Here is a 26,147-nt window from a genome sequence, read left to right as displayed (position 1 = left end):
GGAAGGCGTGGCCTGCCGGGGCCCGGTCAGGATCCGGCCTTGCGCTTGTTGTAGACGTCGAAGCCGACGGCCGCGAGCAGCACCAGGCCCTTGATCACCTGCTGGTAGTCGGTACCCACGCCCACCAGTGACATCCCGTTGTTCAGTACGCCCAGCACCAGACCGCCGGTGAGGGCGCCGAGGACGGTCCCCACGCCGCCGCTCGCGGAGGCACCGCCGATGAAGGCGGCGGCGATGGCCTCCAGCTCGAAGTTGATGCCGGCCTGCGGCGTGCCGGCGTTGAGCCGCGCCGCGAAGACCAGTCCGGCCAGGGCCGCGAGGACTCCCATGTTCACGAAGGCCAGGAAGACGACCCGCTTGCTCTTCACCCCGGACAGCCTCGCCGCCGCCTCGTTGCCGCCGATGGCGTAGGTGTGCCGGCCGAGGATGGAGTTGCGCATCACGTACCCGAAGCCGACCAGCAGGACGCCGAAGATCAGCAGGACCACCGGCACCCCGTGGTAGCTGGCCAGCAGCAGCGTGAAGGCCACCACGGCCGCCGCGATCGCGCCGAGCTTCAGCAGGAACAGCCCTCGCGGGAGCAGTTCCAGCCCGTACGACGCGGCCCGCCGCCGTCCGCGCACCTCCTGGAGGACCGTGACGGCCAGCACCACGAGGCCCAGCAGCAGGGTGAGGTTGTGGTAGTCGGTGTGGGGGCCGACCGCGGGGAGGAACCCGCTGCTGATGTTCTGGAAGCCCTTGGGGAACGGCGCCACCGACTGGCCGTGCAGGAGGATCTGGGTGCCGCCACGGAACAGCAGCATGCCGGCCAGCGTGACGATGAACGACGGGATCCCGAGATGGGCGATCCAGAACCCCTGCCAGGCCCCGGCCAGGGCCCCGATCAACAGCGAGACCACCACCGCCACGGGCCACGGCACCTCGTGCTCGACCATCATCACCGCCGCGGCCGCCCCGACGAAGGCGGCGAGCGAGCCGACCGACAGGTCGATGTGCCCGCAGATGATGACGATCATCATGCCGATCGCCAGGATGAGGATGTAGCCGTTCTGCTGGATCAGATTGGTGATGTTGAGCGGCTGGAGCAGGATGCCGCCCGTCCATATCTGGAACAGCAGCACGATCAGCGCCAGCGCGAGCAGCATCCCGTACTGGCGCAGGTTGCCGCGCAGCGCTCGGGCCAGTGCGGCACCGGCCGACGGCCGTCGGCCGGTCCGCGGGACGCCGGGCTTGGTGTCTGGGGTGGTCTCGGTCTGCGCCATGCCTCACACCTGCTTGTCGGGGTATGCCGCGCTCATGGTCATGAGCCGCATGAGGGATTCCTGGGTGGCCTCCGCACGGGGCACCTCACCGGTGATCCGGCCTTCGGCCATGGTGTAGATGCGGTCGCACAGGCCGAGAAGTTCCGGGAGTTCGGAGGAGATGACGAGGACCGGCTTGCCCTGGTCGGCGAGTCCGGCGATGACGCTGTAGATCTCCGCCTTGGCGCCGATGTCGATGCCCCGGGTGGGTTCGTCGAGGATCAGCACCTCCGGCCCGGCGAAGATCCACTTGCTGAGTACGACCTTCTGCTGGTTGCCGCCGCTGAGCTTGCCGGTCTGCGCGAACACCGAGGGAGCCTTGATGTTCATGCTCCGCCGGAACGATTCGGCGATCCGGGTCTCCTCGTGCCGGTCGACCCAGCCCCGCCGGGCGACCTTGCCGAGGGCGCTCAGCGAGATGTTCCGGCTGATGTCGTCGTTGAGGTCGAGGCCGAGCTGCTTGCGGTCCTCGGTCACGTACGCGAGGCCGTGCCCGATCGCCTCCGGCACCGTCCGGGTACGGATCTCCCGGCCGTGCAGCCGTACGCGGCCGCCGGTCCACCGTCCGTACGAGCGGCCGAAGACGCTCATGGCCAGTTCGGTGCGGCCGGCGCCCATGAGGCCGGCGATGCCGACGATCTCCCCGCGGCGGACGTTCAGCGAGACGCGGTCGACCACCCTCCGCCGCTGGTCGACCGGGTGCAGGACGCTCCAGTCCTCGATCTCGAAGGCGACCTCACCGATCGCCGGGGTGCGCGCGGGGTAGCGGTGTTCCAGGTCGCGGCCGACCATGCCGCGGATGATCCCCTCCTCGGAGATGCCCTCGGACCCGATGGTGAGGGTCTCGACGGTCCGGCCGTCGCGCAGGATGGTGACGGCGTCCGCGACCCGGGCGATCTCGTTCAGCTTGTGCGAGATGAGGACGCAGGCGATGCCCTGCGCCTTGAGTCCCAGGATGAGGCCGAGCAGCTTGCGGCTGTCCTCGTCGTTCAGCGCGGCCGTCGGCTCGTCCAGGATGAGCAGCTTGACGTCCTTGGCGAGGGCTTTGGCGATCTCGACCAACTGCTGTTTGCCGACGCCGAGGTCGGTGATCCGGGTGTGCGGGCTCTCGTCGAGTCCGACCCGCCGGATCAGTTCGGCGGCGTGGGTCAGCGTCCGGTGCCAGCTGATGAAACCCCGGGTGGCGTGCTCGTTGCCCAGGAAGATGTTCTCGGCGATGGACAGGTGGGGTACGAGCGCGAGTTCCTGGTGGATGATCACGATGCCCTGCCGCTCGCTGGCCCGGATGTCCCGGAACCGGCAGGGACGGCCCTCGAAGCGGATCTCGCCCTGGTAGCTGCCGTGCGGGTGGACCCCGCTGAGGACCTTCATCAGGGTGGACTTGCCGGCGCCGTTCTCGCCGCAGAGGGCGTGCACCTCACCCGCGGCCACGGTCAGGTTGACCTCGGAGAGCGCCTTGACGCCGGGGAACGACTTGCTGATCGAACGCATTTCGAGAACGGGTCCGGCCATGGCTGTGCATCCGTATCGTTCGGGGCGGTGCGCGTGCGGGTGCGGGGCGATGGCCCGGGCGTCGCGCCGCCGGTTCGGCTCGGGTCCCCTGGGCGGGGCCCGAGGGCTACTTGAGCTGGTCCGCGGTGTACTGGCCGCTGTCCACCAGGACCTTCCGGTAGTTGTCCTTGTCGACGCTGACCGGCTGGAGCAGCTGGGCCGGGACGGTCTTGACCCCGTTGTCGTACTGGGTGGTGTCGTTGACCTCGGGCTTGCCGCCGGTCAGCAGGGCATCGCCCATCTGGACCGCCGCCTTCGCCAGTTGACGGGTGTCCTTGTAGACGGTCTGGGTCTGTTCGCCCGCGATGATCGATTTCACCGAGGCCAGTTCGGCGTCCTGGCCCGTGACGACGGGCAGGGGCCGGCCGGTGCCGTAGCCGACGCCCTTGAGCGAGGAGATGATGCCGATCGAGATGCCGTCGTACGGCGAGAGCACGGCGTCGACGGGGGCGGCGGTGTACGACTTGCTCAGCAGGTTGTCCATCCGGGACTGGGCGAGACCGCCGTCCCAGCGCAGGGTGGCGATCTGGCTGAACGAGGTCTGGCCGCTCTGCACGACCAGCTTCTTCTCGTCGACGTACGGCTTGAGGACGCTCATGGCCCCGTTGAAGAAGAAGTTGGCGTTGTTGTCGTCCGGTGAGCCGGCGAACAGCTCGATGTTGAACGGGCCCTTGCCGTCCTTGAGGCCGAGTTTGTCGACGATGTAACCGCCCTGCAGGACGCCGACCTTGTAGTTGTCGAAGGTCGCGTAGTAGTCGACGTTCCCCGTGCCGCGGATCAGCCGGTCGTAGGAGATGACGGGGACGTGCGCGTCGGCGGCCTTCTGCAGCACGTTGGTGAGCGAGGAACCGTCGATGGGGGCGATCACCAGCAGTCTGGCCCCCTTGGTGATCATGTTCTCCACCTGGGACACCTGGTTCTCCACGACGTTGTCCCCGTACTGGAGGTCCGTCTTGTAGCCCTTGGCCTGGAACTCCTTGGCCATGTTGGTGCCGTCGTTGATCCAGCGCTCCGACGACTTGGTCGGCATCGCGATGCCGATGAGGCCGCCCTTGGCGTTCCCGCCGGCCCCGTCGTCGCCCGCTCCGTTGGCGCTCTGGCCACAGGCCGCCAGCGACAGTGTCAGACCCACGGTGGCAAGGCTCGCCGAAAGCTTCCGCACAGTTCCTCCAGTGGTGGTGCGCGACCGGCACGGTGCGACCCGGCTGGGCGGCCGGGAGCGGTCGGGCAGGACCGGCCGGGGAGTGGTTTCCTCGCCCTCGGCGAAGTCCGGTTGCTGCGGCTCCGGCCTGGCGATACCTGAGTGTTAACGCTCACAAGAGCGTCGTCAAGGGCCGTGTCCGGATCATCGTCGGGCAACGACGGAGCAGGCGGCCGGGCTCCTCGGCGGGGCGTCCGCGCACCACCCCCCGCGTTCGCCGGCGCCCGCGTGGCCTTCGGCGGGGGGCGGTGGCGTACCGTGGCCCGCAGTCGAGGAGGGAGTGCGAGTGGGAGCCGACGGTGCCGGGACCGGGCAGCGCCACCCCGTGATGGCGGACGTGGCCAAACTGGCCGGCGTGTCCCACCAGACGGTGTCACGGGTGCTCAACGGCGCCCCGCACGTACGGCCCGGCACCCGGGACCGGGTGCTCGCCGCCATCCGGGAGCTGGACTACCGCCCGAACTCCGCCGCCCGGGCCCTGGTCACCCGCCGCTCGCAGAACCTCGGGGTGGTCAGCTTCGGCTCGACCCTCTACGGCCCCGCCTCGATGCTGGACGGCATCGAGCAGGCCGCGCGCGGCGCGGGGTATTCCGTCAGCGTCACCAGCCTGCGTTCCCTGGACGGCCGCTCGGTCCAGGAGGCCGTCGACCGGCTCCGCGACCAGGGCGTGGAAGGCGTCGTCGTGATCGCGCCCCAGATCTCCGCCGTCAGCGCGGTGGCCGGGCTCTCCAGCTCCGTGCCCGTCGTCGCGGTCGGATCGGGCAGCCGTTCGCGGGTTCCCATGGTCTCGGTGGACAACCGCTCCGGTGCCGAAGCCGCGACCCGGCACCTGCTCCAGCTGGGCCACCGGACCGTGCACCACCTCGCCGGCCCGGCCGGCTGGCTGGAGAGCCAGGACCGAGAGGAGGGCTGGCGCGGCACGCTGGAGGCCGCAGGGGCCCCCGTGCCGCCTGTCGAGCGCGGCGACTGGAGCGCACGCTCCGGCTACCGGGCGGGCCTGCGGATCGCAGGGCTGAGCGACGTCACCGCCGTCTTCTGCGCCAACGACCACATGGCCCTGGGCCTGTTGCGCGCCCTGCACGAGGCCGGCCGCTCGATCCCGGGCGACATCGGCGTCGTCGGCTTCGACGACATTCCCGAGGCGGCCTACTTCACCCCGCCCCTGACCACCGTGCGGCAGGACTTCGCCGAGCTGGGCCGCCGGGCCCTGGAACTGCTCGTCGAGGAGCTGGAGGGCGCCGCGCACGCCCGCACCCACGTGCGGATCGCGCCCGAGATCGTGCTGCGCCGCAGCGTGGGGCCCGCGCCCCGCCGTTGAGCCCGCCGAGCCGGCCGCTTTTTTCACCGAGCCGCTCCTCGCCGGACGCTATCCCGCGCACGAGGCCGAGACCCGGGCGGACCGGGCTCGCCGACGGCCCCTGGCGGGCGACCTGGAGCTGATCGGCGCCCCGCCGGACTTCCGCGGCGTCGACTTCCGCCGCCCGATGACCGCCGCCGCAGCGCCCCACCGCGCCAGGACCCGGGACTGCGCACCGCCATGGACCGGCCCGTCGTCCCGGACGCGCTCACCGAGCTGCTGCGCGAACTGCACGCCCGCCAAGCCGGTTCGGTGCCGCAGCGGCCGGAGTACGCGCCGCCCGGTGCGAGACCCGACGCCGGGAAGGTGCACCGGGACGGCGCGGTGGGATCGAGCCCAGCGCGGGTGAGCGGCGCTGCGGGTGGACACCTGACGGCCGTGGCGGCGGGAGTTCACCGCGGGCGGGCGGGTGCCGACCCGGCCGGCGAGCGCGGCACCGGCTTCGCCACCGACGCCGCCGGCCGGCACTTCGTCCACGTGACCCCCGACGGCCCGCACCCATGGCGGCTGTGGTTCGGCGGGTCGGCCGGGCCGTGGCACGCACGGCCCGGCTCCCGGGCGCCGCGCCTCAGCGGGCGCCGAGGAGGTGTTCGAGGGCGAGCTGGTCCAGCTGCTCGAAGGCCATGCCGCGGCGGGCGGCGGCCCCGGCGTCGAACCCGTCGAAGGCGGAACGGTCGGCCAGCAGCCCGGCCAGGCCGTCCTCGGCGGTGGGCAGGGCGAGCTCGGGCAGCCGGGAGGCGTCGAGGGCGGCCCGTACGTCCGGATCGGCCCGGAAGGCGCGGGAACGCTCCGCCAGCAGCAGGTAGTTGCGCATGCAGGCGGCGGCCGACGCCCACACCCCGGCGGAGTCCTCGGTGCGCGGCGGCTTGAAGTCGAAGTGGCGGGGGCCGTCGTATCCGGCCGACTCCAGCAGGTCGACCAGCCAGAAGGCCTGGCGCAGGTCGCCCGCGCCGAAGCGCAGGTCCTGGTCGTACTTGATGCCGGACTGGCCGTTGAGGTCGATGTGGAACAGCTTGCCGTGCCACAGGGCCTGGGCGATGCCGTGCGGGAAGTTCAGCCCGGCCATCTGCTCGTGGCCGACCTCCGGATTGAGGCCGACCCGGTCGGCCCGCTCCAGCTCGTTGATGAAGGCCAGGGCGTGGCCGATGGTGGGCAGCAGGATGTCGCCGCGCGGTTCGTTGGGCTTCGGCTCGATGGCGAAGCGCAGATCGTAGCCCTGGGTCTCGACGTACTCGCCGAGCAGGTCGAAGGCCTCCTTGAGCCGGTCCAGCGCCGTGCGGACGTCCTTGGCCGCGCCCGACTCCGCGCCCTCGCGGCCGCCCCAGGCGACGTACACGGAGGCGCCGAGTTCCACGGCCAGGTCGATGTTGCGGATCGTCTTGCGCAGCGCGTAGCGGCGTACGTCCCGGTCGTTGGCGGTGAACGCGCCGTCCTTGAACACCGGGTGGGTGAACAGGTTGGTGGTGGCCATCGGCACCTTCAGCCCGGCCGTGTCCAGTGCGGTGCGGAAGCGCTTGACCGCCTGCTCGCGGGCGGAGCCGCCGGCGCCGAAGGGGATCAGGTCGTCGTCGTGGAAGGTGACGCCGTAGGCGCCGAGCTCGGCCAGCCGCTGCACGGCCTCGACCGGGTCGAGGGCGGGCCGGGTGGCGTCGCCGAAGGGGTCCCGGCCCTGCCAGCCGACGGTCCACAGGCCGAAGGTGAACCTGTGCGCGGGAGTGGGGACGAGCGGGTCGCTGGTCATGGGGCGCTCCGGATCCATACCGAGGGCTATTTGTTATGGCGGAAAACAAATTAGTATGCCGAGACGCCAGAAGGAACCCCACCGGAGGAACGCATGTCCGCTCAGCGTGTCGTGATCGGTGTCGACAGCTCCACCCAGTCCACCAAGGCCCTCGCCGTCGACCTGGACTCCGGTGCCGTCCTGGGCGAGGGCCGCGCCCCGCACACCGTCAGCGCGGGCGCCGGACGCGAGAGCGACCCCGAACGGTGGTGGCGGGCGCTCGGCGAGGCCGTGACGGCCACGGGGTGGGCCGACCGCGCCGCCGCGTGCTCGATCGCCGGCCAGCAGCACGGCCTGGTCACCCTCGACGCGGCCGGCCGGCCGGTGCGCCCGGCACTGCTGTGGAACGACGTACGCTCCGCCCCGCAGGCCGCGGCACTCGGCGCCTCGTTCGGGACGGCCGAACTCGCCCACCGCACCGGCAGCGTCCCGACGGCCGCCTTCACCGCCGCCAAATGGGCCTGGCTGCGCGCCCACGAGCCCGCCGCCGCCGACCGCGTCGCCGCCGTCCGGCTTCCCCACGACTACCTCACGGAGCGGCTGACCGGGGAGGCGGTGACCGACCGCGGTGACGCGTCGGGAACCGGCTGGTGGGGCCCGGACGGCTACGACCGGGACATCCTCGGCCGGATCGGCCTCGACCCCCGGCTGCTGCCCCGGGTCCTCCCCCCGGGCGCCCGGGCAGGCGTCGTCCGGGCCGGGATGCCGCTGCGCGAAGGCGCGCTCGTGGCCACCGGAACCGGCGACAACATGGCCGCCGCCCTCGGGCTCGGCCTGACGCCCGGACGGGCGGTGCTCAGCCTCGGCACCTCCGGCACCGTCTACGCCGTGGGCCGGACCCGGCCCGCCGACCCGAGCGGAACCGTCGCAGGCTTCGCCGACGCCCTCGGCGGCTGGCTGCCGCTCGCCTGCACGCTGAACTGCACCCTCGCCGTCGACCGCTTCGCCGCCCTCCTCGGCCGCGACCGCGAGGATGTCCAGCGAGGCGGCACGGTGGTGGTGCTCCCGTACCTGGACGGCGAACGCACCCCGGACCTCCCCGGTGCCTCCGGTCTCGTCCACGGCCTGCGCCACGACACCACACCGGGACAGCTGCTCCAGGCCGCCTACGACGGCGCCGCCCACGCCCTGCTCGCCGCCCTGGACGACGTGCTGCGCGCCGGAGGCGAGACGCCGGCCCCCGACGAACCGCTCCTGCTCATCGGTGGCGGCGCCCGCGGCAGGGCCTGGCAGCGGACCGTCCTGAGGCTGTCCGGCCGGGCCGTCCAACTGCCAGACGCCCGGGAACCGGTCGCGCTCGGGGCCGCCGCACAGGCCGCCGCACTGCTCACCGGAGAGCCCGCCGACGCGGTCGCCCGGCGCTGGCGCACCGCGGAGGGCCGGGTGCTGGAGCCCGTGCCCCGGGACGACGACGCGCTCGAACGGATCACCGATACGCTGCGTCGGGCGCGGACCTTGCAGGAAGTCCCGCCGGCACAGCGATAGGAGGGTCGGCCCGTGACGGGGATCGGCAGGGCGAGCGGGAGCCCGGAAGCCGCGCCCGCCTCGCAGCAGGGGATGCGCCGGCAGAACCTGGCGGTGGTGATCGGCGCGGTCGCCGCGCACGGCCCGCTCTCCCGGGCGGACGTCGCCGGGCACACGGGCCTGACCAGGCCGGCCGTCTCCTCCATGGTCGACGAGCTCATCGGCCGGGGAGCCCTGACCGAGACGGAGACCGCGCCCAGCGGACGCGTCGGCCGCCCCGGCCGGGCACTGGCCCTGAACGACCGGGGCCCCGCGGGCCTCGGCCTGGAGATCGGCGTCACCCACCTCGCCGCCTGCGTCGTGGACCTCCGCGGCGAACCCCGGGTGTGGCGCCGGGTCGAGCGGGCCAACGCGGGCCGGCCGGCCGGGCGGGTCCTGGCGGAGGCCGCCGCACTGGGCGCCGAGGCGGAGTCGGAGGCCGCCGCCCTCGGCCTGCGCGTCGAAGGCCGTGTCCTGGCCGTGCCGGGGGTGGTGCCCAACGCGCCGGGCGGGCTGGTCGAGAACGCGCCCAACCTCGGCTGGCAGGCGGTCCGCCCCGCCGACCACTGGCCCGGCCCGGAGGCCGTTCCCGAGCCGGAGAACGAGGCCAACCTGGGGGCGCTCGCCGAGCAGTGGCACCGGGGGAACCCCGCCGAGACCTTCGTCCACGTCTCCGCCGAGGCCGGAATCGGGGCCGCACTGGTCATCGGCGGGCAGCTGTTCCGGGGCGCCCGCGGCTTCGCCGGCGAACTGGGCCACCTGCCCGTCCACCCGGAGGGTCCCCGCTGCGCCTGCGGGGCGCGCGGCTGCCTGGAGCAGTACGCGGGCCGGGCCGCCGTGCTGCGCGCGGCCGGGCTCGGTTCCGCCGGCGATCCGGTGGCCCTGCTGGCCGAGCGGGCGGCCGCCGGGGACGCGCGGGCCCTGGGCGCCCTGGACCGGGCGGGACGGGCCCTCGGCCTCGCCCTCGCCTCGGCGGTGAACCTGATCGACCCGGACGCGCTCGTCCTGGGCGGAGCCTACGCGGAACTCGCCGACTGGCTCCTCCCGCCGGTCCGCGCCGAACTGGCCGCCCGGATCACCGTCCGCCCCTGGGCCCCGGAAGCGGTACGCCCCTCCGCCCTGGGTCGGCGCGGGCCGGTGCTGGGCGCGGCATGGTCGACCGTACGGCGCATCATCGCCGATCCCACCCGCCTGCCCCTGGGCTGACGGTCAGCCGTCGATGGCCCGGAGCGGACGGAGTCCGTCGAGGGTGCGCTCGGCGAAGCCGGTGGGCCGTTCGCAGACCGAGGGGGCCTCGCCGACGGCGACGTCCTGGTGGCCCAGTGCCGCCAGATGCTCGACGCACAACGCGCCGGTCGCCTCGAAGCCGAGGCCGACGCAGGTCGGCCCCGAGGTGTCGGCGGGCAGCCCGATCCGCACGGACGGACGGCCGGCGCCGCGCGGCAGCGGAGGCCGCCCGTCGTCCAGTGGGCGCCGTCGCCGGGGGAGCCGGGCGGGGTTCGGCCAGCAGCCCGGTCAGGGGCCGCCCACGGTCTCCTCGGCCGTCCGCCCGGCAGCAGCCGCCCGCCCCCGCTCCAGCCGCTCACCCTGCCCGGATCCGCTCCCCGGCCCGCGCGCTCCGGTCGCCGACCGTAAAGGGAGATCCGGAGTCACCGAAGAGCCCTCCACCGCCCGCGGAGCCGAGCCGCGGGGTTCACAGTCCCTGTGCCAGGCGGTAGTACGCCTGGCTCCAGCGGAGTTCGCGCCGGAACCGCTTCGGGGTGGTGGTCCCGTCGATGAGGACGAGTTCCATGCGGAGCATCTCCGCCAGGTCGTCGAGGTGGTCGGAGGTGAGGGCGGTGCTGAGGACGGTGTGGTGCGGCCCTCCGGCCGTCAGCCAGGATTCCGCGGAGGTCCGCAGGTCGGGGCGGGGCCGCCAGACTGCGCGGGCGACGGGCAGGGCGGGCAGCGGCCGGGGCGGTGCCACCACGTCGATGTCGTTGGCGATCAGACGGAACCGGTCGCCGAGGTCGGCGAGGCCCACCACCACCCCCGGCCCGGGGGCCGCGTCGAAGACCAAGCGCACCGGGTCCTCCCGCCCGCCGATGCCGAGGGGGTGGACCTCGCACCTGGGCCGGTCGGCCGCGATCGTGGGGCAGACTTCCAGCATGTGCGCCCCGAGGATGAGCTGGTCGCCGGGCGTCATGTCGTAGGTGTAGTCCTCCATGAAGGAGGTGCCGCCCGGGAGCCCGGCGGCGGCCGCCTTGAGGGCGCGCAGCAGGGTTGCGGTCTTCCAGTCACCCTCGCCCCCGAAGCCGTAGCCCTGGGCCATGAGCCGCTGGACCGCGAGGCCGGGCAGCTGGCGCAGGCCTCCCAGGTCCTCGAAGTTGGTGGTGAAGGCCCCGAAGCCGCCCGCTTCGAGGAAGGTGCGCAGACCGGCTTCGATGCGGGCCGCGTAACGCAGCGCGTCGTGCCGTTCTCCTCCCGGCCGCAGTTCCGGCGCCAGGTGGTACAGGTCCGCGTACTCCTTGACGAGGTCGGTCACGCCGGTCTCGTCCGCGCCGTCGACGACCTCCACCAGGTCGTTGACCCCGTAGGTGTTGACGGAGACGCCGAAGCGCAGCTGGGCCTCGACCTTGTCGCCCTCGGTGACGGCGACGTCGCGCATGTTGTCGCCGAACCGGGCGACCTTGAGGGTGGCCAGTTCGGTCCGCGCGGCGGCGGCCCGCGCCCAGACCGCGACGCGTGCGGTCGTCACCGGATCGCTGACGTGCCCGGCCACGGTCTTGCGGGGCACGCCGAGACGGGCCTGGACGTGCCCGAACTCCCGGTCCCCGTGCGCGGCTTGGTTGAGGTTCATGAAGTCCATGTCGATGGTGTCCCAGGGCAGGGCCACGTTCGACTGGGTGTGGAGGTGCAGCAGCGGCTTGCGCAGCGCGTCCAGTCCGGCGATCCACATCTTGGCCGGCGAGAAGGTGTGCATCCAGGCGATCAGGCCGACGCACCGGTCGTCGGCGTTCGCGTCGAGGCACGTCCGGCGGATGGCGTCGGCGCCGGTCAGCACCGGCTTCCACACGACTCGGGCGGGAATGCCGGGGACGTCGGCCAGGGTGGTGGCGATCCGCCGCGACTGTTCGGCGACCTGCTTGAGGGTCTCCTCCCCGTACAGGCCTTGGCTGCCGGTGAGGAACCAGATTTCCTGGGCGGGAGACGTTCGGCTGGGCACATGGACTCCTGGAGGTGACGTCCCGCCACGGGGGTGGGGGCGGCGGGCGGGGAAGTGGTGACGGACAGCGGGGCGAGGGGTCAGCCCCCGGTGCGGGCCGTGTCGCGGATGCTCCTCAGCCGGTGCAGCATGCCGCCGGTGCCGAAGTGGTCGTGCAGGAGCCGGTATTCGGCGAAGAGGGCGTCGTAGGCGTCGGCCCGTGAGGCGTCGGGCGTGTAGACGGCGGGCCGTCGGCGGCCCATGGCGGCGGTGGCCGTGCGTACGTCCGCGTGGGCGCCGGCGGCCACGGCGGCGTGGATGGCCGACCCGAGGGCGGGGCCCTGGCCGGACGCGGCGAGGGAGACGGGGCGGCGCAGCACGTCGGAGTAGATCTGCATCAGCAGTTCGTTCTTGGCCAGTCCGCCGGCGACGATGAACTCGCGCACCGGTACCCCGCCCGCCTCCAGCGCCTCCACGATGACGCGGGTGCCGAACGCGGTCGCCTCGAGCAGCGCCCGGTAGACGTCCTCGGGGCGGGTCGCGAGGGTGAGGCCCACGACGACCCCGGAGAGGTGGTGGTCGACGAGGACCGAACGGTTGCCGTTCAGCCAGTCGAGGGCGACCAGTCCGTGGGCGCCGACCGGCTGCCCGGCGGCCTTCCGGGTCAGCAGGGTGTGCAGGTCCTCGCCGCGGTCGGCGGCCTCGGCGAGGTACTCCGCGGGGACGCCCTGGTCCAGCACCCAGGCGAAGACGTCGCCGACCGCGCTCTGGCCGGCCTCGTAGCCGTAGGTCCCCTCGACGATCCCGCCGTTGACGACACCGCAGATGCCGGGGACGTCGGCGAGGACGGGGGCGTTCACGACGTGGCAGGTGGAGGTGCCCATGATGGCGAGCAGCTGCCCGTCCTCGACGGCCCGGGCCGCCGCCGCGGTGACATGGGCGTCGACGTTGCCCGCGGCCACGGCGATGCCGGGACGCAGCCCCGTCCATGCCGCCGCCTCCGTGCTCAGCGAGCCCACTCGGGAGCCCAGCGCGGAGAGGGGGAATTCGAGGCGGGTGCGCGCGAAGTCGGCGAACCGGGGGTTCAGCGCGGCCAGGTACTCCTCGCTCGGGTAGGCGCCGTCCTGGTGGATGCCCTTGTACCCGGCCGTGCAGGCGTTGCGGGACTCGGTTCCGGTGAGCTGCCACACGATCCAGTCGGCGGCCTCGATCCACCGCGCGCAGGTGTCGTAGACGAGAGGATCCTCCTCCAGGACCTGGAGGGCCTTCGCGAACTGCCACTCGGCGGAGATCCTCCCGCCGTAGCGGGCGATCCACTTCTCCCCGCGGGCGTGGGCGAGTTCGTTGATCCGGTCGGCGTACGGCTGGGCCGCGTGGTGCTTCCACAGCTTGGGCCACGCGTGGGGCCGTGCGGCGAGCTCGGTCTCGGCGAGGGGCGTTCCGTCGGCCAGCGCGGGCAGCACGGTGCACGCGGTGAAGTCGGTGGCGATGCCGATCACCGCGGCGGGATCCACCCCGGCCGCCGCCACCGCCTCCGGGACGGCGCGGCACAGCACGTCCCGCCAGTCCTGCGGGTGTTGCAGGGCCCAGTCCGGAGGCAGCTGCGCGCCGCCGTGCGGCAGGTGCCGGTCGATGACCCCGTGCCGGTAGGCGTGGACCGCCGCGGCCAGCTCCTGACCGTCGCGGACCCGCACCACCACGGCGCGGCCCGACAGCGTGCCGAAGTCGACGCCGACCGTGTACTGCTCCGGTTCCTCGGGACTCGGGGTGGGCGCGGGGGGATGGGGTGACGTCAACGGAGTGCCTTTCGATGGAGTCGGAGGGCAGCGGGCGGCCCGGCGGACGCGGTTGCCCGCCCGCGATCAGGGCAGTCGGCCCGCGTGATCGGTGGTCGGCCCGCGTGATCGGTGGTCCCCGCAGTGTGAGCGCTAACAATGCTGCGAGGCAAGGGGCCCGGGCGGTCGTATGCGAGCTTCTTCGGTGCGACGGCCTGCGCGCGCCGGACGGGCGAGTCGATCTGCCCGGGGGTGCTGCGGGTCGCGGCACGCCCAGGGCGGCGAGGCGGACGGCATCGCGGAAAGCCGGAGCCCGTCCCGCGGCCGCACTGGGGTGGTCACGGACAGGTAACGCACGCAAGGGGCTTGAGAACGTGACTTGTTAGCGCTCACAATGCGACGGCGCCCCCTTCCCAGGTGACCCCCTCTCCTGCCGATCCCCTCCCCGCCCCACCCCGGCCATTCCGGCCGTCGTGTGCCGCCGCCTCCTCCGTGCACCCCGAAAGGACCCCCGACATGGCTCGCAGAACAGCCCTCGCCCTCGCCGCCGCCCTCCTCGCCTCCTCGGCGTTGACCGCCTGCTCCACCGAGAACCCCGGCTCCGCCTCCGCCCCGGGGGCCAAGAAGGGCTCCGGCGGCGCCATCACGCTCGGCTTCGCCCAGGTCGGAGCCGAGAGCGGCTGGCGCACCGCCAACACCAAGTCGGTCCAGGAGGCGGCGAAGAAGGCCGGGATCGACCTCAAGTTCTCCGACGCCCAGCAGAAGCAGGAGAACCAGATCAAGGCGATCCGCAACTTCATCCAGCAGAAGGTCGACGTCATCGCCTTCTCGCCGGTCGTGGAGTCCGGCTGGGACACCGTGCTGAAGGAAGCCAAGGACGCGGGCATCCCGGTCATCCTCACCGACCGCGCCGTGGACACCAAGGACACCTCCCTCTACAAGACCTTCCTGGGCTCGGACTTCGTCAAGGAGGGCAAGTCCGCGGGGGAGTGGCTGACCGGCGCGTACGCGAACGAGCAGGGCCCGGTCAACATCGTCGAACTGCAGGGCACCACGGGCTCCGCACCCGCCAACGACCGCAAGGCCGGCTTCGCCGACGTCATCCGCGCCGACGGCAAGTTCAAGATCGTCGCCTCGCAGTCGGGCGACTTCACCCGTGCCAAGGGCAAGGAGGTCATGCAGGCGTTCCTGAAGTCCGAGAAGGACATCGACGTCCTCTACGCCCACAACGACGACATGGCCCTCGGCGCCATCCAGGCGATCGAGGAGTCCGGCAAGAAGCCCGGGACGGACATCAAGGTGATCTCGGTCGACGGCATCAAGGACGCCTTCGTCGCGATGACCGAGGGCAAGATCAACGTCGTGGTGGAGTGCAACCCGCTGCTCGGCGACCAGCTGATGGAGCTCGCCAAGAAGGTCGCGGCGGGCGAGGAGGTGCCGCCCCGCGTCGAGACCGAGGAAGGCGTCTTCCCGCAGGACAAGGCCGCGGCCGCGCTGCCGTCCCGGAAGTACTGACGCGGCCCGTCCGGTGACGGAGGAGGCCCGGAGCCGGTGTCTCCTCCACTCCCCGAGCCCGCTCCACCACCCCACCCACGAGAGGAGGGCGGATGGCATCCCCGTCCACCCCGCGGCCCGCGGACGCCGGCGGCCCGCCGCCGGTCCTGGAAGCCCAGGGCATTCGCAAGCAGTTCCCGGGGGTGCTCGCCCTCGACGGAGTCGCCCTGCGGCTCTTTCCCGGTGAGGTGCACGCCCTGATGGGCGAGAACGGCGCCGGCAAGTCCACCTTGATCAAGGTGCTCACCGGTGTCCACCCCGCCGACGGCGGCACCGTCCTCGTCGACGGCCGGCCCCACACGTTCGGGGACCCCCTCCAGGCGCAGCAGGCCGGTATCAGCACCGTCTACCAGGAGGTCAACCTCTGCCCGAACATCTCGGTCGCCGAGAACATCCTCATCGGGCGCGAACCGCGCAGGTTCGGCCTCGTCCACTGGTCCGCGATGCGCCGGCGGGCGGCGGAACTGCTGACGGAACTGGACCTCGACCTCGACGTCACCGGTCTGCTCGGTTCGCACTCCCTGGCGGTGCAGCAACTGGTCGTCATCGTCCGGGCGGTGGACGTCTCGGCGAAGGTGCTCGTCCTGGACGAACCCACCTCCAGCCTGGACCGGGAGGAGGTCGCCCAGCTCTTCACCCTGGTACGGCGCCTGCGCGACCGCGGTGTGGCCATCCTGTTCGTCACGCACTTCCTCGACCAGGTCTTCGACCTCTGCGACCGCGTCACCATCCTGCGCAACGGCCGCCTGGAAGGCGAGTACGCCATCGGTGAACTCACCCCGGTGACACTGGTGCAGCGCATGATCGGCGGCGAACTGGCCACCCTCGACCAGCTGTCCGACCGCGCCCACGAGACGGCGGCCGAACGGGCGGCAGGCGAACCCTTCCTCCGGGCGCGCCGGCTGGGCCGCACGGGCTCGATCGAACCGTACGACCTCGACATCCATGCCGGTGAGGTCATCGGTCTGGCCGGCCTCCTGGGCTCGGGCCGCACCGAGGTGGCCCGTCTCCTGTTCGGCGCGGACAGCGCGGACGCCGGGGACGTGAGCATCGAGGGCGAGAAGGTGCTCCTGCGCACGCCCCGCCACGCCATCGCCCGGGGCATCGCCTTCTGCTCCGAGAACCGCAAGTCCGAGGGGCTGGTGGGCGAGCTCACGGTCCGCGAGAACATCGTCCTCGCCCTGCAGGCGGCCCGCGGCTGGACCAGGCCGCTGGCCCGTGCCACACAGGACGAACTGGCCCGGAACTGGATCACAGCCCTGGACATCCGCCCCGCCGACCCGGAGGCGCAGGTACGCCACCTCAGCGGAGGCAACCAGCAGAAGGTCCTCCTCGCGCGGTGGCTGCTGACCGACCCCCGGCTCCTGATCCTCGACGAACCCACCCGGGGCATCGACATCGGGGCCAAGGCGGAGATCCAGAAGCTCGTGGCGCGCCTGGCGGGCGAGGGCACCGCCGTGCTGTTCATCTCGGCGGAACTGGAAGAGGTCCTGCGCCTGAGCCACCGCATCGCCGTGCTCCGCGACCACCGCATGGTGGCCACCCTCAGGAACGACCACACCGTCACACCCGAACGCATCCTCACGACCATCGCCACCGGAGCGGACTCATGACCCCCCAGCCCGGCACGTCCGGGGCGGCCGGCGCGATCCGGAGACGACTGGCCGGCCACCGCCTGCTGTGGCCGACGCTCGTCCTCCTCGCCCTGCTCCTCGGCAACCTCGCCTTCCACCACGACTTCTTCTCCGTCCGGGTACGCGACGGCCACCTCTACGGCAGCCTCGTCGACATCCTCCAGTTCGGCGCGCCCCTCACCCTGGTGGCACTCGGCATGACCCTCGTCATCGCCACCCGCGGCATCGACCTCTCGGTCGGGTCCACCGTCGCCATCGCCGCGGCCGTGGCCTGCGCGCACATCTCCACCGCCACGCGTCCCGGCAGCGTCGCCACCATGCTCACGGCCGTCGCCCTCGCCCTCGGCGTCGCCCTCGTGCTGGGCCTCGCCAACGGCTTCCTGGTGTCCGGGCTGGGGGTGCAGCCCATCGTGGCCACCCTGATCCTCATGGTCGCGGGCCGCGGCGTCGCCCAGTTGATCACCGACGGCCAGATCATCACGGTGAGCAGCGGCCCGTACAAGATGATCGGAGGCGGCTACTGGCTGACCCTCCCCTTCGCCGTCCTCCTGGCCGCGGCCCTCGTCGCGCTCACCGCCTTCGTCACCCGGCGCACCGCCCTCGGCATGCTGATCGAGTCCGTGGGCGGCAACCCCGCCGCCAGCCGCCTGGTCGGCATCCGCGCCGGCGGCCTGCTCGCCCTGGTCTACGTCTTCAGCGCGCTGTGCGCCGCCGTCGCCGGACTGATGATCAGTTCCAACGTCTCCAGTGCCGACGGCAACAACGCCGGCCTGTGGATCGAACTCGACGCGATCCTCGCCGTCGTCGTCGGCGGCACGGCCCTGACCGGAGGACGCTTCTCCCTCGGCGGCACCGTTCTGGGCGCCCTGATCATCCAGACCCTGTCCACCACCGTCTACACCCTCGGCGTCCCGCCCGAGACCACCCTCGTCTTCAAGGCCTTCGTCGTCATCGTCGTCTGTCTCGTGCAGTCCCCCGTCTTCCGGGCCAAGGCCCTGCGCCGCCGCGGGACGCGCACCCCCCGATCGCACACCACTGCGGGCGCCGCCCCGCAGCAGCAGGAGGTACGCGCATGAGTACCGGCATCGCGGCCGCCGCCGCGCAGCTGACCCGCCCCTTCGCGACGGTGTCCCCGCGCACCCGCACCCGTATCCCGCTGATCGTCACGGCCGTCCTGCTGGCGGGCATGTTCAGCATCGGATCGGTGCGCTACGAGGGCTTCCTCTCCGCGCAAGTCGTACTGAACCTGCTGATCGACAACGGATTCCTCCTGGTCGTCGCGGTCGGGGCGACCTTCGTCATCCTCACCGGCGGCATCGATCTGTCCGTCGGCTCCATGGTGGCCCTGTCGACCATGCTCACCGCATGGCTGGTCGAGTCGCACGGCTGGCCCCTGGCCACCGTCGTACCCCTGGTCCTGCTGGTCGGTGCCGCGAGCGGGACGCTCATGGGCTGGATCATCCACACCTTCGAGATCCAGCCGTTCATCGTGACCCTGGCCGGCATGTTCCTCGCCCGCGGCCTCTGCTACACCATCAGCACCGAATCGATCACGATCAGCGACCCCGGCACGGCGGCCATCGCGCAGACCCGGCTGTACGGCCCGGGAGGACTCTTCGTCTCCATCCCGGTCGTCATCGCCCTGGCCGTGCTGGCGACCGCCTTCGTCGTACTGCACCACACCCGCTTCGGCCGCAACGTGTACGCGCTGGGCGGCAACGAGTCCTCCGCGCGCCTGATGGGTCTTCCGGTGGGCTCCACCAAGATCGCCGTATACGCCGTCAGCGGCCTGTGCTCGGCGCTCGGCGGCCTGCTGCTGACCTTCTACATGCTCTCCGGCTACGCCCTCCACGCCATGGGCATGGAACTCGACGCGATCGCCGCCACCGTGATCGGCGGCACGCTGCTGACCGGAGGCTCCGGCTTCGTCCTGGGCACCGCCCTCGGCGTGCTCGTCCTCGGCATGATCCAGACGGTCGTCAACTTCCAGGGCACGCTCAGCTCCTGGTGGACCCGGATCGTCATCGGTGCCCTGCTGCTCGTGTTCATCGTGCTGCAACGGCTGATGAGCGGGCGCCGCCCCGCCGCCGACTGATCCCCCGCCCCCTTCCGCCCGTACGTCCCGTGCCGACGCGTTCGGGTGCCGCGACCCCGGCCCGCCGCGCGGCCCCCTCCGATGGACCGACTCCCAGGGAACACCGCCGTGACCAACGCATCCGAACCCGCCGGCCGCACCACCGGGACCCCGCGGACCGCCCCCGGCCCGCGGACGGGCCGCCCCCCGCGCACGGACGGTGAGGGAACGGGGGAGAGGTGGCGGTTCGGCTTCCCCGGCCGGGCCCGCGCGGAGGTCCACACGCGCGGCGCCCGCCTCCATTCCCTCACAGTGCCGGACCGCTGGGGCCACCCGGCCGATGTGGTGCTCGCCGCCCTCGACCCCGCCGCCTTCGAGGGCTCCGCACGCTACTTCGGTGCGACGGTGGGCCGTTACGCCAACCGCATCGCGGGCGGCCGGCTCGTCGTCGACGGCGTCACCCACCGGCTCGCCACCCAGGAGGACGGGCACACCCTGCACGGCGGTCCCGACGGGTTCGACCAGCGCGTGTGGCGGTGCGAACCCTTCCACTCCGCGCACCGCACCGGTGTCCGGCTGTTCCTGCACAGCCCCGACGGCGACCAGGGATTCCCCGGAGCCCTGGACGTCCGCGTGACCTACGCGCTGGACCGCCAGGACAACCTGACCGTGTCCTACCGGGCGGTCGCCGACGCGCCGACGATCGTCAACCTCACCAACCACGCCTACTGGAACCTCGAAGGAGAGGGGCGCGGCAACGTCCTCTCCCACCACCTCCAGGTGGACGCCCCCCTCTACACCCCCGTGGACGCCGAGCTGATCCCCGACGGCCCCCACCGCCCGGTCAGCGGCACCCCGCTCGACCTCCGTCGCCCCCGGCGGCTCTCCGACGCCCTGACCCGTACGGATCCGCAACTGGCCCTCGCCGGCGGCGGCTTCGACCACAACTGGGTCCTCGACGACGCCCGGCGGGCCCGCCCCCGGAGGGCCGCCGTGCTGTACGCGCCCGCATCCGGCCGGCGCATGGAAGTGCGCACCACGGAACCGGGCATCCAGGTCTACACCGCCCAGGGCCTGACCGGTGACATCACGGGCAAGGGGGGCAGGCCGTACCGCGCCTACGCGGGCGTCGCGCTGGAAACCCAGCACTTCCCCGACTCCCCGAACCGCCCCGACTACCCGACGGTCCTGCTGCGCCCGGGCCGGCCGTACCGGTCCACCACGGTCCACGCCTTCACCACCGTCGCCGCCTGACGGGGCGCCGTACGCGGTAGCGCGGGGGCCGCCCGTCCCACCGCCCGTGGGGGAGCGGTCCCCGGGCGGTGGCGGTGGAGGTCATTCCCGGGCGGGAGGGATTCTGCGGGCCGTACTGGCGCGCACGATGAGCTCGGGCGCCACGACCAGGTGCGTCGGCTCGTCCGTCCGGCCCTCGATGTGGTCCAGGAGCAGCCCGATGCTGTCGCGGCCGAGGGAGGCGAAGTCCTGACGGATCGTCGTCAGCGGGGGCGGGAAGAACTCCGCCTCCGGGATGTCGTCGAAGCCGGCGACCGCCACGTCCTCCGGCGTGCGCAGGCCCGCTTCCCGCAACGCCCGCAGGACTCCGAGGGCCATCTGGTCGTTGGCGACGAACACCGCGGTGAGACCCGGCCCCCGCCCCCGTGACGCCCGCACCCGGCCCGCGAGCTGCTGGCCGGCCTGGTACCCCGACAGGGGGCTCCAGTCGCCGCGCAGCAGGGGCGGCACCTCGGCGCCGGCCTCGCGCAGCGCGTCCTCCCACCCCTGCGTACGGGCCTCGCTCTCCAGCCAGTCGGGCGGGCCCGCGACGTGCCACACGGTGGCGTGGCCCGAGGCGAGGAGATGTTCCGTGATCAGGCGGGCGCCGAGGTGCTGGTCCAGTGACACCCCCGGCAGGTCCAGGGTGTGGCCGCCCTCCACGGTGACCACCGGACACGGTGCCTCCAGTGCCGCCAGGGCCCTCACCGCGTCCCGCTGGGGAGTGACGGCGACGATCCCCTCCACCCCCCACCCGGCGAGGTGCTGCATGGCTTCGGCGAGGGCCGTCCGCGTGGCGGTCCGCAGCGTGACGGCGGAGGTCAGGTACCCGCGCTCCCGGGCCGCCTCCTGGACTCCCGCCACGGTGCTTGCGGGCCCGTGCAGCGTGGTGTTCACCGCGATGACGCCCAGCGTGTGGGTCCGGCGCGTGGCCAGGGCCCGGGCCGCCGAGTTGCGGCGGTACCCCAGCTGCTCGATGACCTGCGTCACCGCGGCCCGGGTCTTGGCGCTGACGTTCGGGTGGTCGCTGAGCACCCGGGAAACGGTCTGGTGGGACACGCCGGCGACGCGCGCGACGTCCGTCATCGTGGGCGCTCGCGGGACGTCTGGGAGCTGGGTCAACCCTCTTCCTTTCCTCGTCGAGCGGCCTTCCCTCACGGTACCGAACCGGCCGCGGCCCGCACACGTCCCGGACCGATCGGGAGCATGGCGGCACGGCATCGATGTTGGCGCTCACATTATGCAGCGATGAGCGGGTCCTGTGGGAAGGAATCTTCTCCTCTCCTCTTGAGCTTCACGCGTGTTAGCGCTCACAATCTGAACCGGGGGAGCTCCGCTCGTCGCAGCCGCGACGCCGGGCGCGCGTGCCCCGATCGGTCCAGCCCATCCATGCGCGACCGCGGGACCCGCCGGAGGCCGGCACGGGAACCGGCGCGCATGCCGAGAGACGGTGAGAGCGTAGTGAGCGAGACCCTCCTCAAGGACCTCCGTCGCGAGGTCCTCGCGGCCAACCTGCGCATCCCGGAAGCCGGACTCGCCACCCTCACCTGGGGAAACGTCAGCGGAGTGGACCGCGACGCCGGTGTCTTCGTGATCAAGCCGTCCGGGGTCTCGTACGCCGACCTCACCGAGGAGGACCTGGTGGTGGTGGCATTGGAGGACGGGCGGGTGGTCGACGGGCACCTCAGGCCGTCCACCGACACCGAGACCCACCGGTGCCTCTACCGGGCCTTTCCCTCCATCGGCGGCGTCACCCACACGCACTCGGCGCACGCCGTCGCCTTCGCCCAGGCGCGCCGCCCGATCCCCGTGCTCGGCACGACGCACGCCGACACCTTCAACGGGCCCGTTCCCGTGACGGCGGACCTCACCGCCGAGCAGTGCGCGAAGGACTACGAGTACAACACCGGACAGGTGATCGTCGCCCGGCTCGACGGCGATCCCCGCCGGGCCGACGAGGTCCCCGGAGCGCTGGTCTCGCGGCACGGCCCCTTCACCTGGGGCGCCACCGCGAAGGCGGCGCTGGAGAACGCCATCGTCTGCGAGGCGGTGGCGGAGATGGCGCTGCACACCCTGGCCCTGGGGTCCCGCCTCGGGCACACTTCCGAGCCGCCGGCCCACCTGCTGGCGCGGCACTTCACCCGCAAGCACGGACCGGACGCCTACTACGGCAACACCCCTCCCGCCCCACGCGCCTGAAGGGGGCGGGGCGGGCTGACCGGGCCGGGTGGTGCCGTGGCTGCGACCACCACCCGGCCCGGAGTCTCAGAAGGCCGCCGCCGCCCCGGATGCGGCGGCGTGTTCGTGCTCGCAGGCGTCGTCGATGCCGTACGTCTCCCACGCGGGGAACTCGTCCCCGGCCGGGACCGGTTCGTCCGGGCTGAGCAGGCAGGCCTCGAGCGCCGCCCGGAGCGCGTCGGCGCGCAGGCCGGTGCCGATGAAGACCAGCTCCTGGCCCTGGGCGGAGTCCGGGCCGCGGGCCCCCGAGGGCTCGAACCGGGCCACCGCGCCGGCCTGGGACCACAGGCCCGTCACCCGGGGGCGGCTGGCGAGCCAGAAGAACCCCTTGGAGCGCAGGACCCGGCCGAAGGTGCCGCTGTCGAGGCCCTTGGTGACGAACGTCCACAGCCTGCCGGGGTGGAAGGCCGTGTCGGCGCGGAACACCAGCGAGGAGATGCCGTACTCCTCGGTCTCCGGGACGTGGTCCCCGTTGAGCTCCTTGACCCACCCCGGGGCCTGCTGGGCCCGCTCCACGTCGAACAGCCCGGTGCCCAGGACCTGTTCGAGCGCCACGTGGCCGCGTACGGCCGGCACCAGCCGGGCCTCGGGATTGAGCCGGGCGAGGGTGGCGCGCAGCCGGGCGGCGTCGTCCGGTCCGACCAGGTCGAGCTTGTTGAGGACGATGACGTCCGCGAACTCGACCTGGTCCATGAGCAGATCGCTGACGGTCCGCTCGTCGTCCTCGTACTGGTCGAGACCGCGCGCCACGAGTTCGTCCCCGCCGGCGAGTTCCCGGAGGAAGTTGGCGGCGTCGACGACGGTGACCATGGTGTCGAGGCGGGCGAGGTCGCCGAGGGTGGCGCCGTCGTCCCGTGGGAAGGAGAAGGTGGCGGCCACCGGCATGGGCTCGGAGATGCCGCTGGACTCGATGAGCAGGTAGTCGAACCGGCCTTCGCGTGCCAGCCGGTCGACTTCCTCGAGCAGGTCGTCGCGCAGGGTGCAGCAGATGCACCCGTTGGTCATCTCGACCAGCCGCTCCTCGGTGCGCGAGAGCGCCGCCTCGCCGCCGCGCACGAGCGCGGCGTCGATGTTCACCTCGCTCATGTCGTTGACGATGACCGCGACCCGCAGGCCTTCGCGGTTGCCGAGGACATGGTTGAGCAGGGTGGTCTTCCCGGCGCCGAGGAAGCCGGACAGGACCGTAACCGGCAGGCGGTCGTACGGGGCCACGGGGTCAGCCTTCGGGATGGACGAGGCCGCGCTCGTACGCCTTCACCAAGCGTTGCGGGACCTGGTGGACGATCCCGTCGACGGTGACCGGCACGAGCCGGGGCGTGGTCGCCTTCCACTGGGCGCGGCGGTGACGGGTGTTGCTGCGGGACATCTTCCGCTTGGGGACGGCCATGGTGGGGCTCCTCGGTCTCGGTTACACCGGGAAGCTATATGAAAATGGATCCCATTACCAAATCTGGGTCCGCGTACGCGTGCGGCGCCGCCGGGGCCGCGGGTCCCCGTCGGAGTGCCGCACGCGTACGGACGTGGAGGCCCGCTACCAGGAGGACTTGGTCACTCCGGGCAGGAAGCCGGCGTGGGCCTGCTGCCGGACCCGCACGCGGGAGAGTCCGAACTTGCGCAGGTGGCCGCGGGGGCGGCCGTCCACGCTGTCGCGGTTGCGGACGCGCGTGGCGCTGGCGTCGCGCGGCTGGCGGCGCAGCTCCGCGAGGGCGGCCTCGCGTTCGGCCGTGGTGGAGGGCGTGCGGCGGATGACCTCCTTGAGCTCGGCGCGCCGGGCGGCGTACCGCTCGACGGTCTCCTCGCGCTTCTCGTTCCGCGTGATCTTGCTCTTCTTCGCCATCAGACCTTGCCTCCCCGGGCGCGGATCCGGGCCACGGCGGCCTCGATGCCGATCGCGTCCACGGTCTTGATCGCCTTGGCGCTGAGCGTCAGGCGGACGTGGCGCCCCTCGCCGGCGAGCCAGTACCGCTTGTGCTGGACGTTGGGGTCGAAGCGGCGCGAGGAGCGCCGGTGCGAGTGGGAAATGGTGTTGCCGAAACCGGGCTTGGCGCCGGTCAGCTGGCAGTGGGCGGACATGGTTCTGCTCCTTCTTCGGGTGGTCCCATTGTTGATAATGGAAACCATTGTCATATACTAGCGGCACGAACGCGGCGGGATCCGCCCGGTCACCGGGCTCCGCTCTCTTGCGGACGGCGCGTTCGCCCGCGTCACCCGCGAGAACCGGCCGCCGCGCCGCCTTCCGCGAAGGGCGCCGACTCCGCGCCCCCCGCCCCACCATCGAAAGGCCCCCTGTCATGAAGCCCGGGATCCACCCCGCCTACGGGCCCGTCGTCTTCCGCGACTCCGCCTCCGGCACCGCTTTCCTCACCCGCTCCACGATGACCAGCGACAAGACCGTCGACTGGGAGGACGGCCACACCTACCCCGTCGTGGACGTGGAGATCTCCTCCGCGAGCCACCCCTTCTACACCGGCACCGCGCGGGTGCTCGACACCGCCGGCCGCGTCGAACGGTTCGAGCGCCGCTACGGGGCCCGCTGATGGCCCGCGGCCGGCAACTTCCCGTCGTGCTCGTCGCGGGCCTCCACGCCGAGGCCCGCACGGAGGTCGTCGAACGCCTGCTGCGGAGCGTCCCGGGCAGCGTGGCGCTGCACCACGACCTGGCGACGGCACCGGACGGCACCGTGCTCCGCCTGGTGCGGGACGCCTCGGGCGTCCTGTCCCGGGCGGAGACGCCCCTGGTCAACGACTGCGCCTGCTGCGCGCTGCGCGAGGACCTGGTACCCGAGCTGGAGCGCATGGCGGACGACGGCCTGACCCGGCTCGCCGTGGTCGAGCTGTGGGACTCGGTCGAACCGAAGGCCATGGCGGAGGTCATCGCCGGACACGGCGGCGAACGGCTGGCCGTGACGGGCGTGATCACCGCGGTGGACCCCGCGCTCGTCCTGCCCTGCCTCGCCAACGGCGACGACCTCGCCGAGGCCGGACTCGCCGCGGCCCCCACCGACCAGCGGACCGTCGGCGACACCTGGGCCCGTCAGCTGGAGTACGCGTCCGTCCTCGCCGTCGTCGACAGTGACGATGCCGATGACGAGGACCACGCCCTGCTCGCACAACTGCATCCCACCGCCCGCCGCGTCCCGGCCGCGTCGGCCGATCTCGCACGGGCCGCCTTCGCCGGTTTCGACATCGAGGCCGCGGCGGCCGCACAGCACCCCGCCTGTGCGCTCCTGCCCCAGGACGCCGACGAGGCCGGTGTCACCACGTTCGTCTGGCACCGCCGCAGGCCCTTCCATCCGGAACGCCTCTACCGGGCGCTGGAGGACCTGTGCTGCGCCGCCGCCCGCAGCCGCGGCCGGTTCTGGCTCGCCGACCGCCCGGACACCCTGCTCGCCTGGGACGCGGCCGGCGGAGCGCTGTGCGTGGAGAGCGCCGGGCCGTGGCTGGCGTCACTGCCCGACGCGGCCTGGGAGATGGTCCCGCCCGTGCGCCGGGCGGCGGCCGCACTCGACTGGCACCCCGACCACGGCGACTGCTGCCAGCACCTCGTCTTCACCTCGCCCGGCCTGGACCGCGACGGTCTCGAACGGCTCCTGGACTCCTGCCTCCTGACGGACGCGGAGTACGAGGCCGGGCGTGAGGGCTGGAAGCGCCTGCCCGCCGCCTTCGACTCCCTCCTCGACGCCGCCTGACCCGTACGCCCTGACCGCGGCCGCCCGAGGCCGCA

General features: G+C 72.7%; 22 protein-coding genes and 1 pseudogene. 11 read left to right on the top strand and 12 right to left on the bottom strand.

Annotation, left to right across the window (positions count from 1 at the left end; genetic code table 11):
- Positions 1 to 26: 26 nt before the first annotated feature.
- The 3 genes from mmsB to chvE all read right to left on the bottom strand — a co-directional run bounded on the left by mmsB (position 27) and on the right by chvE (position 4,014).
- On the bottom strand, positions 27 to 1,262 hold the full coding sequence (gene mmsB, locus ACZ51S_RS05275; protein ID WP_468959786.1) for a multiple monosaccharide ABC transporter permease: 1,236 nt from the start codon (positions 1,260 to 1,262) through the stop codon (positions 27 to 29).
- Between the two features lie 3 nt (positions 1,263 to 1,265).
- The gene (mmsA, locus tag ACZ51S_RS05270; RefSeq protein WP_468959783.1) at positions 1,266 to 2,813 is read right to left on the bottom strand and encodes a multiple monosaccharide ABC transporter ATP-binding protein; all 1,548 of its coding nucleotides are present in this window, start codon (positions 2,811 to 2,813) and stop codon (positions 1,266 to 1,268) included.
- A gap of 106 nt (positions 2,814 to 2,919) precedes the next feature.
- Positions 2,920 to 4,014, bottom strand: a complete 1,095-nt coding sequence (chvE, locus tag ACZ51S_RS05265) for a multiple monosaccharide ABC transporter substrate-binding protein (protein WP_468885846.1) — start codon at positions 4,012 to 4,014, stop codon at positions 2,920 to 2,922.
- Positions 4,015 to 4,381: 367 nt separating this feature from the next.
- Here chvE and ACZ51S_RS05260 point away from each other — a divergent pair, with 367 nt between their 5' ends.
- Positions 4,382 to 5,371, top strand: coding sequence for a LacI family DNA-binding transcriptional regulator (locus tag ACZ51S_RS05260; RefSeq protein ID WP_468802709.1), 990 nt, complete (start codon positions 4,382 to 4,384; stop codon positions 5,369 to 5,371).
- 607 nt (positions 5,372 to 5,978) lie between these two features.
- Here the strand turns inward: ACZ51S_RS05260 and xylA are convergent.
- Entirely contained in the window at positions 5,979 to 7,151 is a 1,173-nt protein-coding gene (gene xylA / locus ACZ51S_RS05255) for a xylose isomerase (protein ID WP_468474810.1), read from the bottom strand.
- A 93-nt stretch (positions 7,152 to 7,244) separates the two neighbouring features.
- On the opposite strand from xylA, the gene xylB reads away from it, so the two are divergent.
- Together xylB and ACZ51S_RS05245 are read left to right on the top strand one after the other, a co-directional pair.
- A complete protein-coding gene (gene xylB, locus ACZ51S_RS05250) occupies positions 7,245 to 8,675 on the top strand; it encodes a xylulokinase (protein WP_468474811.1) in 1,431 nt (476 codons plus the stop codon).
- A gap of 72 nt (positions 8,676 to 8,747) precedes the next feature.
- Complete coding sequence (locus ACZ51S_RS05245) at positions 8,748 to 9,899, top strand: ROK family protein (RefSeq protein WP_468960188.1); 1,152 nt, start codon at positions 8,748 to 8,750, stop codon at positions 9,897 to 9,899.
- Between the two features lie 27 nt (positions 9,900 to 9,926).
- On the opposite strand, the pseudogene ACZ51S_RS05240 reads toward ACZ51S_RS05245, so the two are convergent.
- The 3 genes and pseudogenes from ACZ51S_RS05240 to araB all read right to left on the bottom strand — a co-directional run.
- Positions 9,927 to 10,160, bottom strand: a pseudogene (locus ACZ51S_RS05240) (LacI family transcriptional regulator); the annotation flags it as partial.
- A 226-nt stretch (positions 10,161 to 10,386) separates the two neighbouring features.
- Positions 10,387 to 11,898: an L-arabinose isomerase gene (gene araA / locus ACZ51S_RS05235; protein WP_468959781.1), complete on the bottom strand. Its 1,512-nt coding sequence runs from the start codon at positions 11,896 to 11,898 to the stop codon at positions 10,387 to 10,389.
- Between the two features lie 80 nt (positions 11,899 to 11,978).
- Positions 11,979 to 13,673: a ribulokinase gene (gene araB / locus ACZ51S_RS05230; RefSeq protein WP_468802569.1), complete on the bottom strand. Its 1,695-nt coding sequence runs from the start codon at positions 13,671 to 13,673 to the stop codon at positions 11,979 to 11,981.
- A gap of 495 nt (positions 13,674 to 14,168) precedes the next feature.
- On the opposite strand from araB, the gene ACZ51S_RS05225 reads away from it, so the two are divergent.
- The 5 genes from ACZ51S_RS05225 to ACZ51S_RS05205 all read left to right on the top strand — a co-directional run bounded on the left by ACZ51S_RS05225 (position 14,169) and on the right by ACZ51S_RS05205 (position 20,168).
- Complete coding sequence (locus ACZ51S_RS05225; protein WP_468474814.1) at positions 14,169 to 15,167, top strand: ABC transporter substrate-binding protein; 999 nt, start codon at positions 14,169 to 14,171, stop codon at positions 15,165 to 15,167.
- 92 nt (positions 15,168 to 15,259) lie between these two features.
- A complete protein-coding gene (locus ACZ51S_RS05220) occupies positions 15,260 to 16,819 on the top strand; it encodes a sugar ABC transporter ATP-binding protein (protein WP_468959778.1) in 1,560 nt (519 codons plus the stop codon).
- Positions 16,816 to 17,916, top strand: a complete 1,101-nt coding sequence (locus tag ACZ51S_RS05215) for an ABC transporter permease (RefSeq protein ID WP_468474816.1) — start codon at positions 16,816 to 16,818, stop codon at positions 17,914 to 17,916. Before ACZ51S_RS05220 ends, ACZ51S_RS05215 begins: the two co-directional genes overlap by 4 nt.
- Positions 17,913 to 18,935 (top strand): galactofuranose ABC transporter, permease protein YjfF, encoded by a 1,023-nt coding sequence (gene yjfF / locus ACZ51S_RS05210; RefSeq protein WP_468474817.1) that lies wholly within the window; start codon positions 17,913 to 17,915, stop codon positions 18,933 to 18,935. Before ACZ51S_RS05215 ends, yjfF begins: the two co-directional genes overlap by 4 nt.
- Before the next feature lie 108 nt (positions 18,936 to 19,043).
- Complete coding sequence (locus ACZ51S_RS05205; RefSeq protein WP_468959775.1) at positions 19,044 to 20,168, top strand: aldose epimerase family protein; 1,125 nt, start codon at positions 19,044 to 19,046, stop codon at positions 20,166 to 20,168.
- Positions 20,169 to 20,249: 81 nt separating this feature from the next.
- On the opposite strand, the gene ACZ51S_RS05200 is transcribed toward ACZ51S_RS05205, so the two are convergent.
- A complete protein-coding gene (locus ACZ51S_RS05200) occupies positions 20,250 to 21,272 on the bottom strand; it encodes a LacI family DNA-binding transcriptional regulator (RefSeq protein ID WP_468802707.1) in 1,023 nt (340 codons plus the stop codon).
- Positions 21,273 to 21,647: 375 nt separating this feature from the next.
- Between ACZ51S_RS05200 and araD the strand changes: the two genes are divergently transcribed.
- Positions 21,648 to 22,385 (top strand): L-ribulose-5-phosphate 4-epimerase AraD, encoded by a 738-nt coding sequence (araD, locus tag ACZ51S_RS05195; RefSeq protein WP_468474819.1) that lies wholly within the window; start codon positions 21,648 to 21,650, stop codon positions 22,383 to 22,385.
- 66 nt (positions 22,386 to 22,451) lie between these two features.
- On the opposite strand, the gene ACZ51S_RS05190 is transcribed toward araD, so the two are convergent.
- From ACZ51S_RS05190 to rpmB, 4 genes are all read right to left on the bottom strand, one after another.
- Positions 22,452 to 23,636: a GTP-binding protein gene (locus tag ACZ51S_RS05190; RefSeq protein WP_468474820.1), complete on the bottom strand. Its 1,185-nt coding sequence runs from the start codon at positions 23,634 to 23,636 to the stop codon at positions 22,452 to 22,454.
- Positions 23,637 to 23,640: 4 nt separating this feature from the next.
- Positions 23,641 to 23,811 carry a 50S ribosomal protein L32 gene (rpmF, locus tag ACZ51S_RS05185; protein ID WP_468474821.1) on the bottom strand — a complete coding sequence of 57 codons (171 nt, stop codon included), beginning with the start codon at positions 23,809 to 23,811 and terminating at the stop codon, positions 23,641 to 23,643.
- 144 nt (positions 23,812 to 23,955) lie between these two features.
- The gene (rpsN, locus tag ACZ51S_RS05180) at positions 23,956 to 24,261 is read right to left on the bottom strand and encodes a 30S ribosomal protein S14 (protein WP_468474822.1); all 306 of its coding nucleotides are present in this window, start codon (positions 24,259 to 24,261) and stop codon (positions 23,956 to 23,958) included.
- Complete coding sequence (rpmB, locus tag ACZ51S_RS05175; RefSeq protein WP_468802563.1) at positions 24,261 to 24,497, bottom strand: 50S ribosomal protein L28; 237 nt, start codon at positions 24,495 to 24,497, stop codon at positions 24,261 to 24,263. Before rpmB ends, rpsN begins: the two co-directional genes overlap by 1 nt.
- A 218-nt stretch (positions 24,498 to 24,715) precedes the next feature.
- Between rpmB and ACZ51S_RS05170 the strand changes: the two genes are divergently transcribed.
- Positions 24,716 to 24,961: a type B 50S ribosomal protein L31 gene (locus tag ACZ51S_RS05170; protein WP_384532069.1), complete on the top strand. Its 246-nt coding sequence runs from the start codon at positions 24,716 to 24,718 to the stop codon at positions 24,959 to 24,961.
- Complete coding sequence (locus tag ACZ51S_RS05165; protein ID WP_468959771.1) at positions 24,961 to 26,112, top strand: CobW family GTP-binding protein; 1,152 nt, start codon at positions 24,961 to 24,963, stop codon at positions 26,110 to 26,112. Before ACZ51S_RS05170 ends, ACZ51S_RS05165 begins: the two co-directional genes overlap by 1 nt.
- Positions 26,113 to 26,147 lie beyond the last annotated feature (35 nt).

Source organism: Streptomyces sp. NPDC034043 (genome assembly GCF_055575675.1).
The sequence above is the reverse complement of the archived record's forward strand: the minus strand, read 5'-3'. Positions and strand labels throughout refer to the sequence as shown.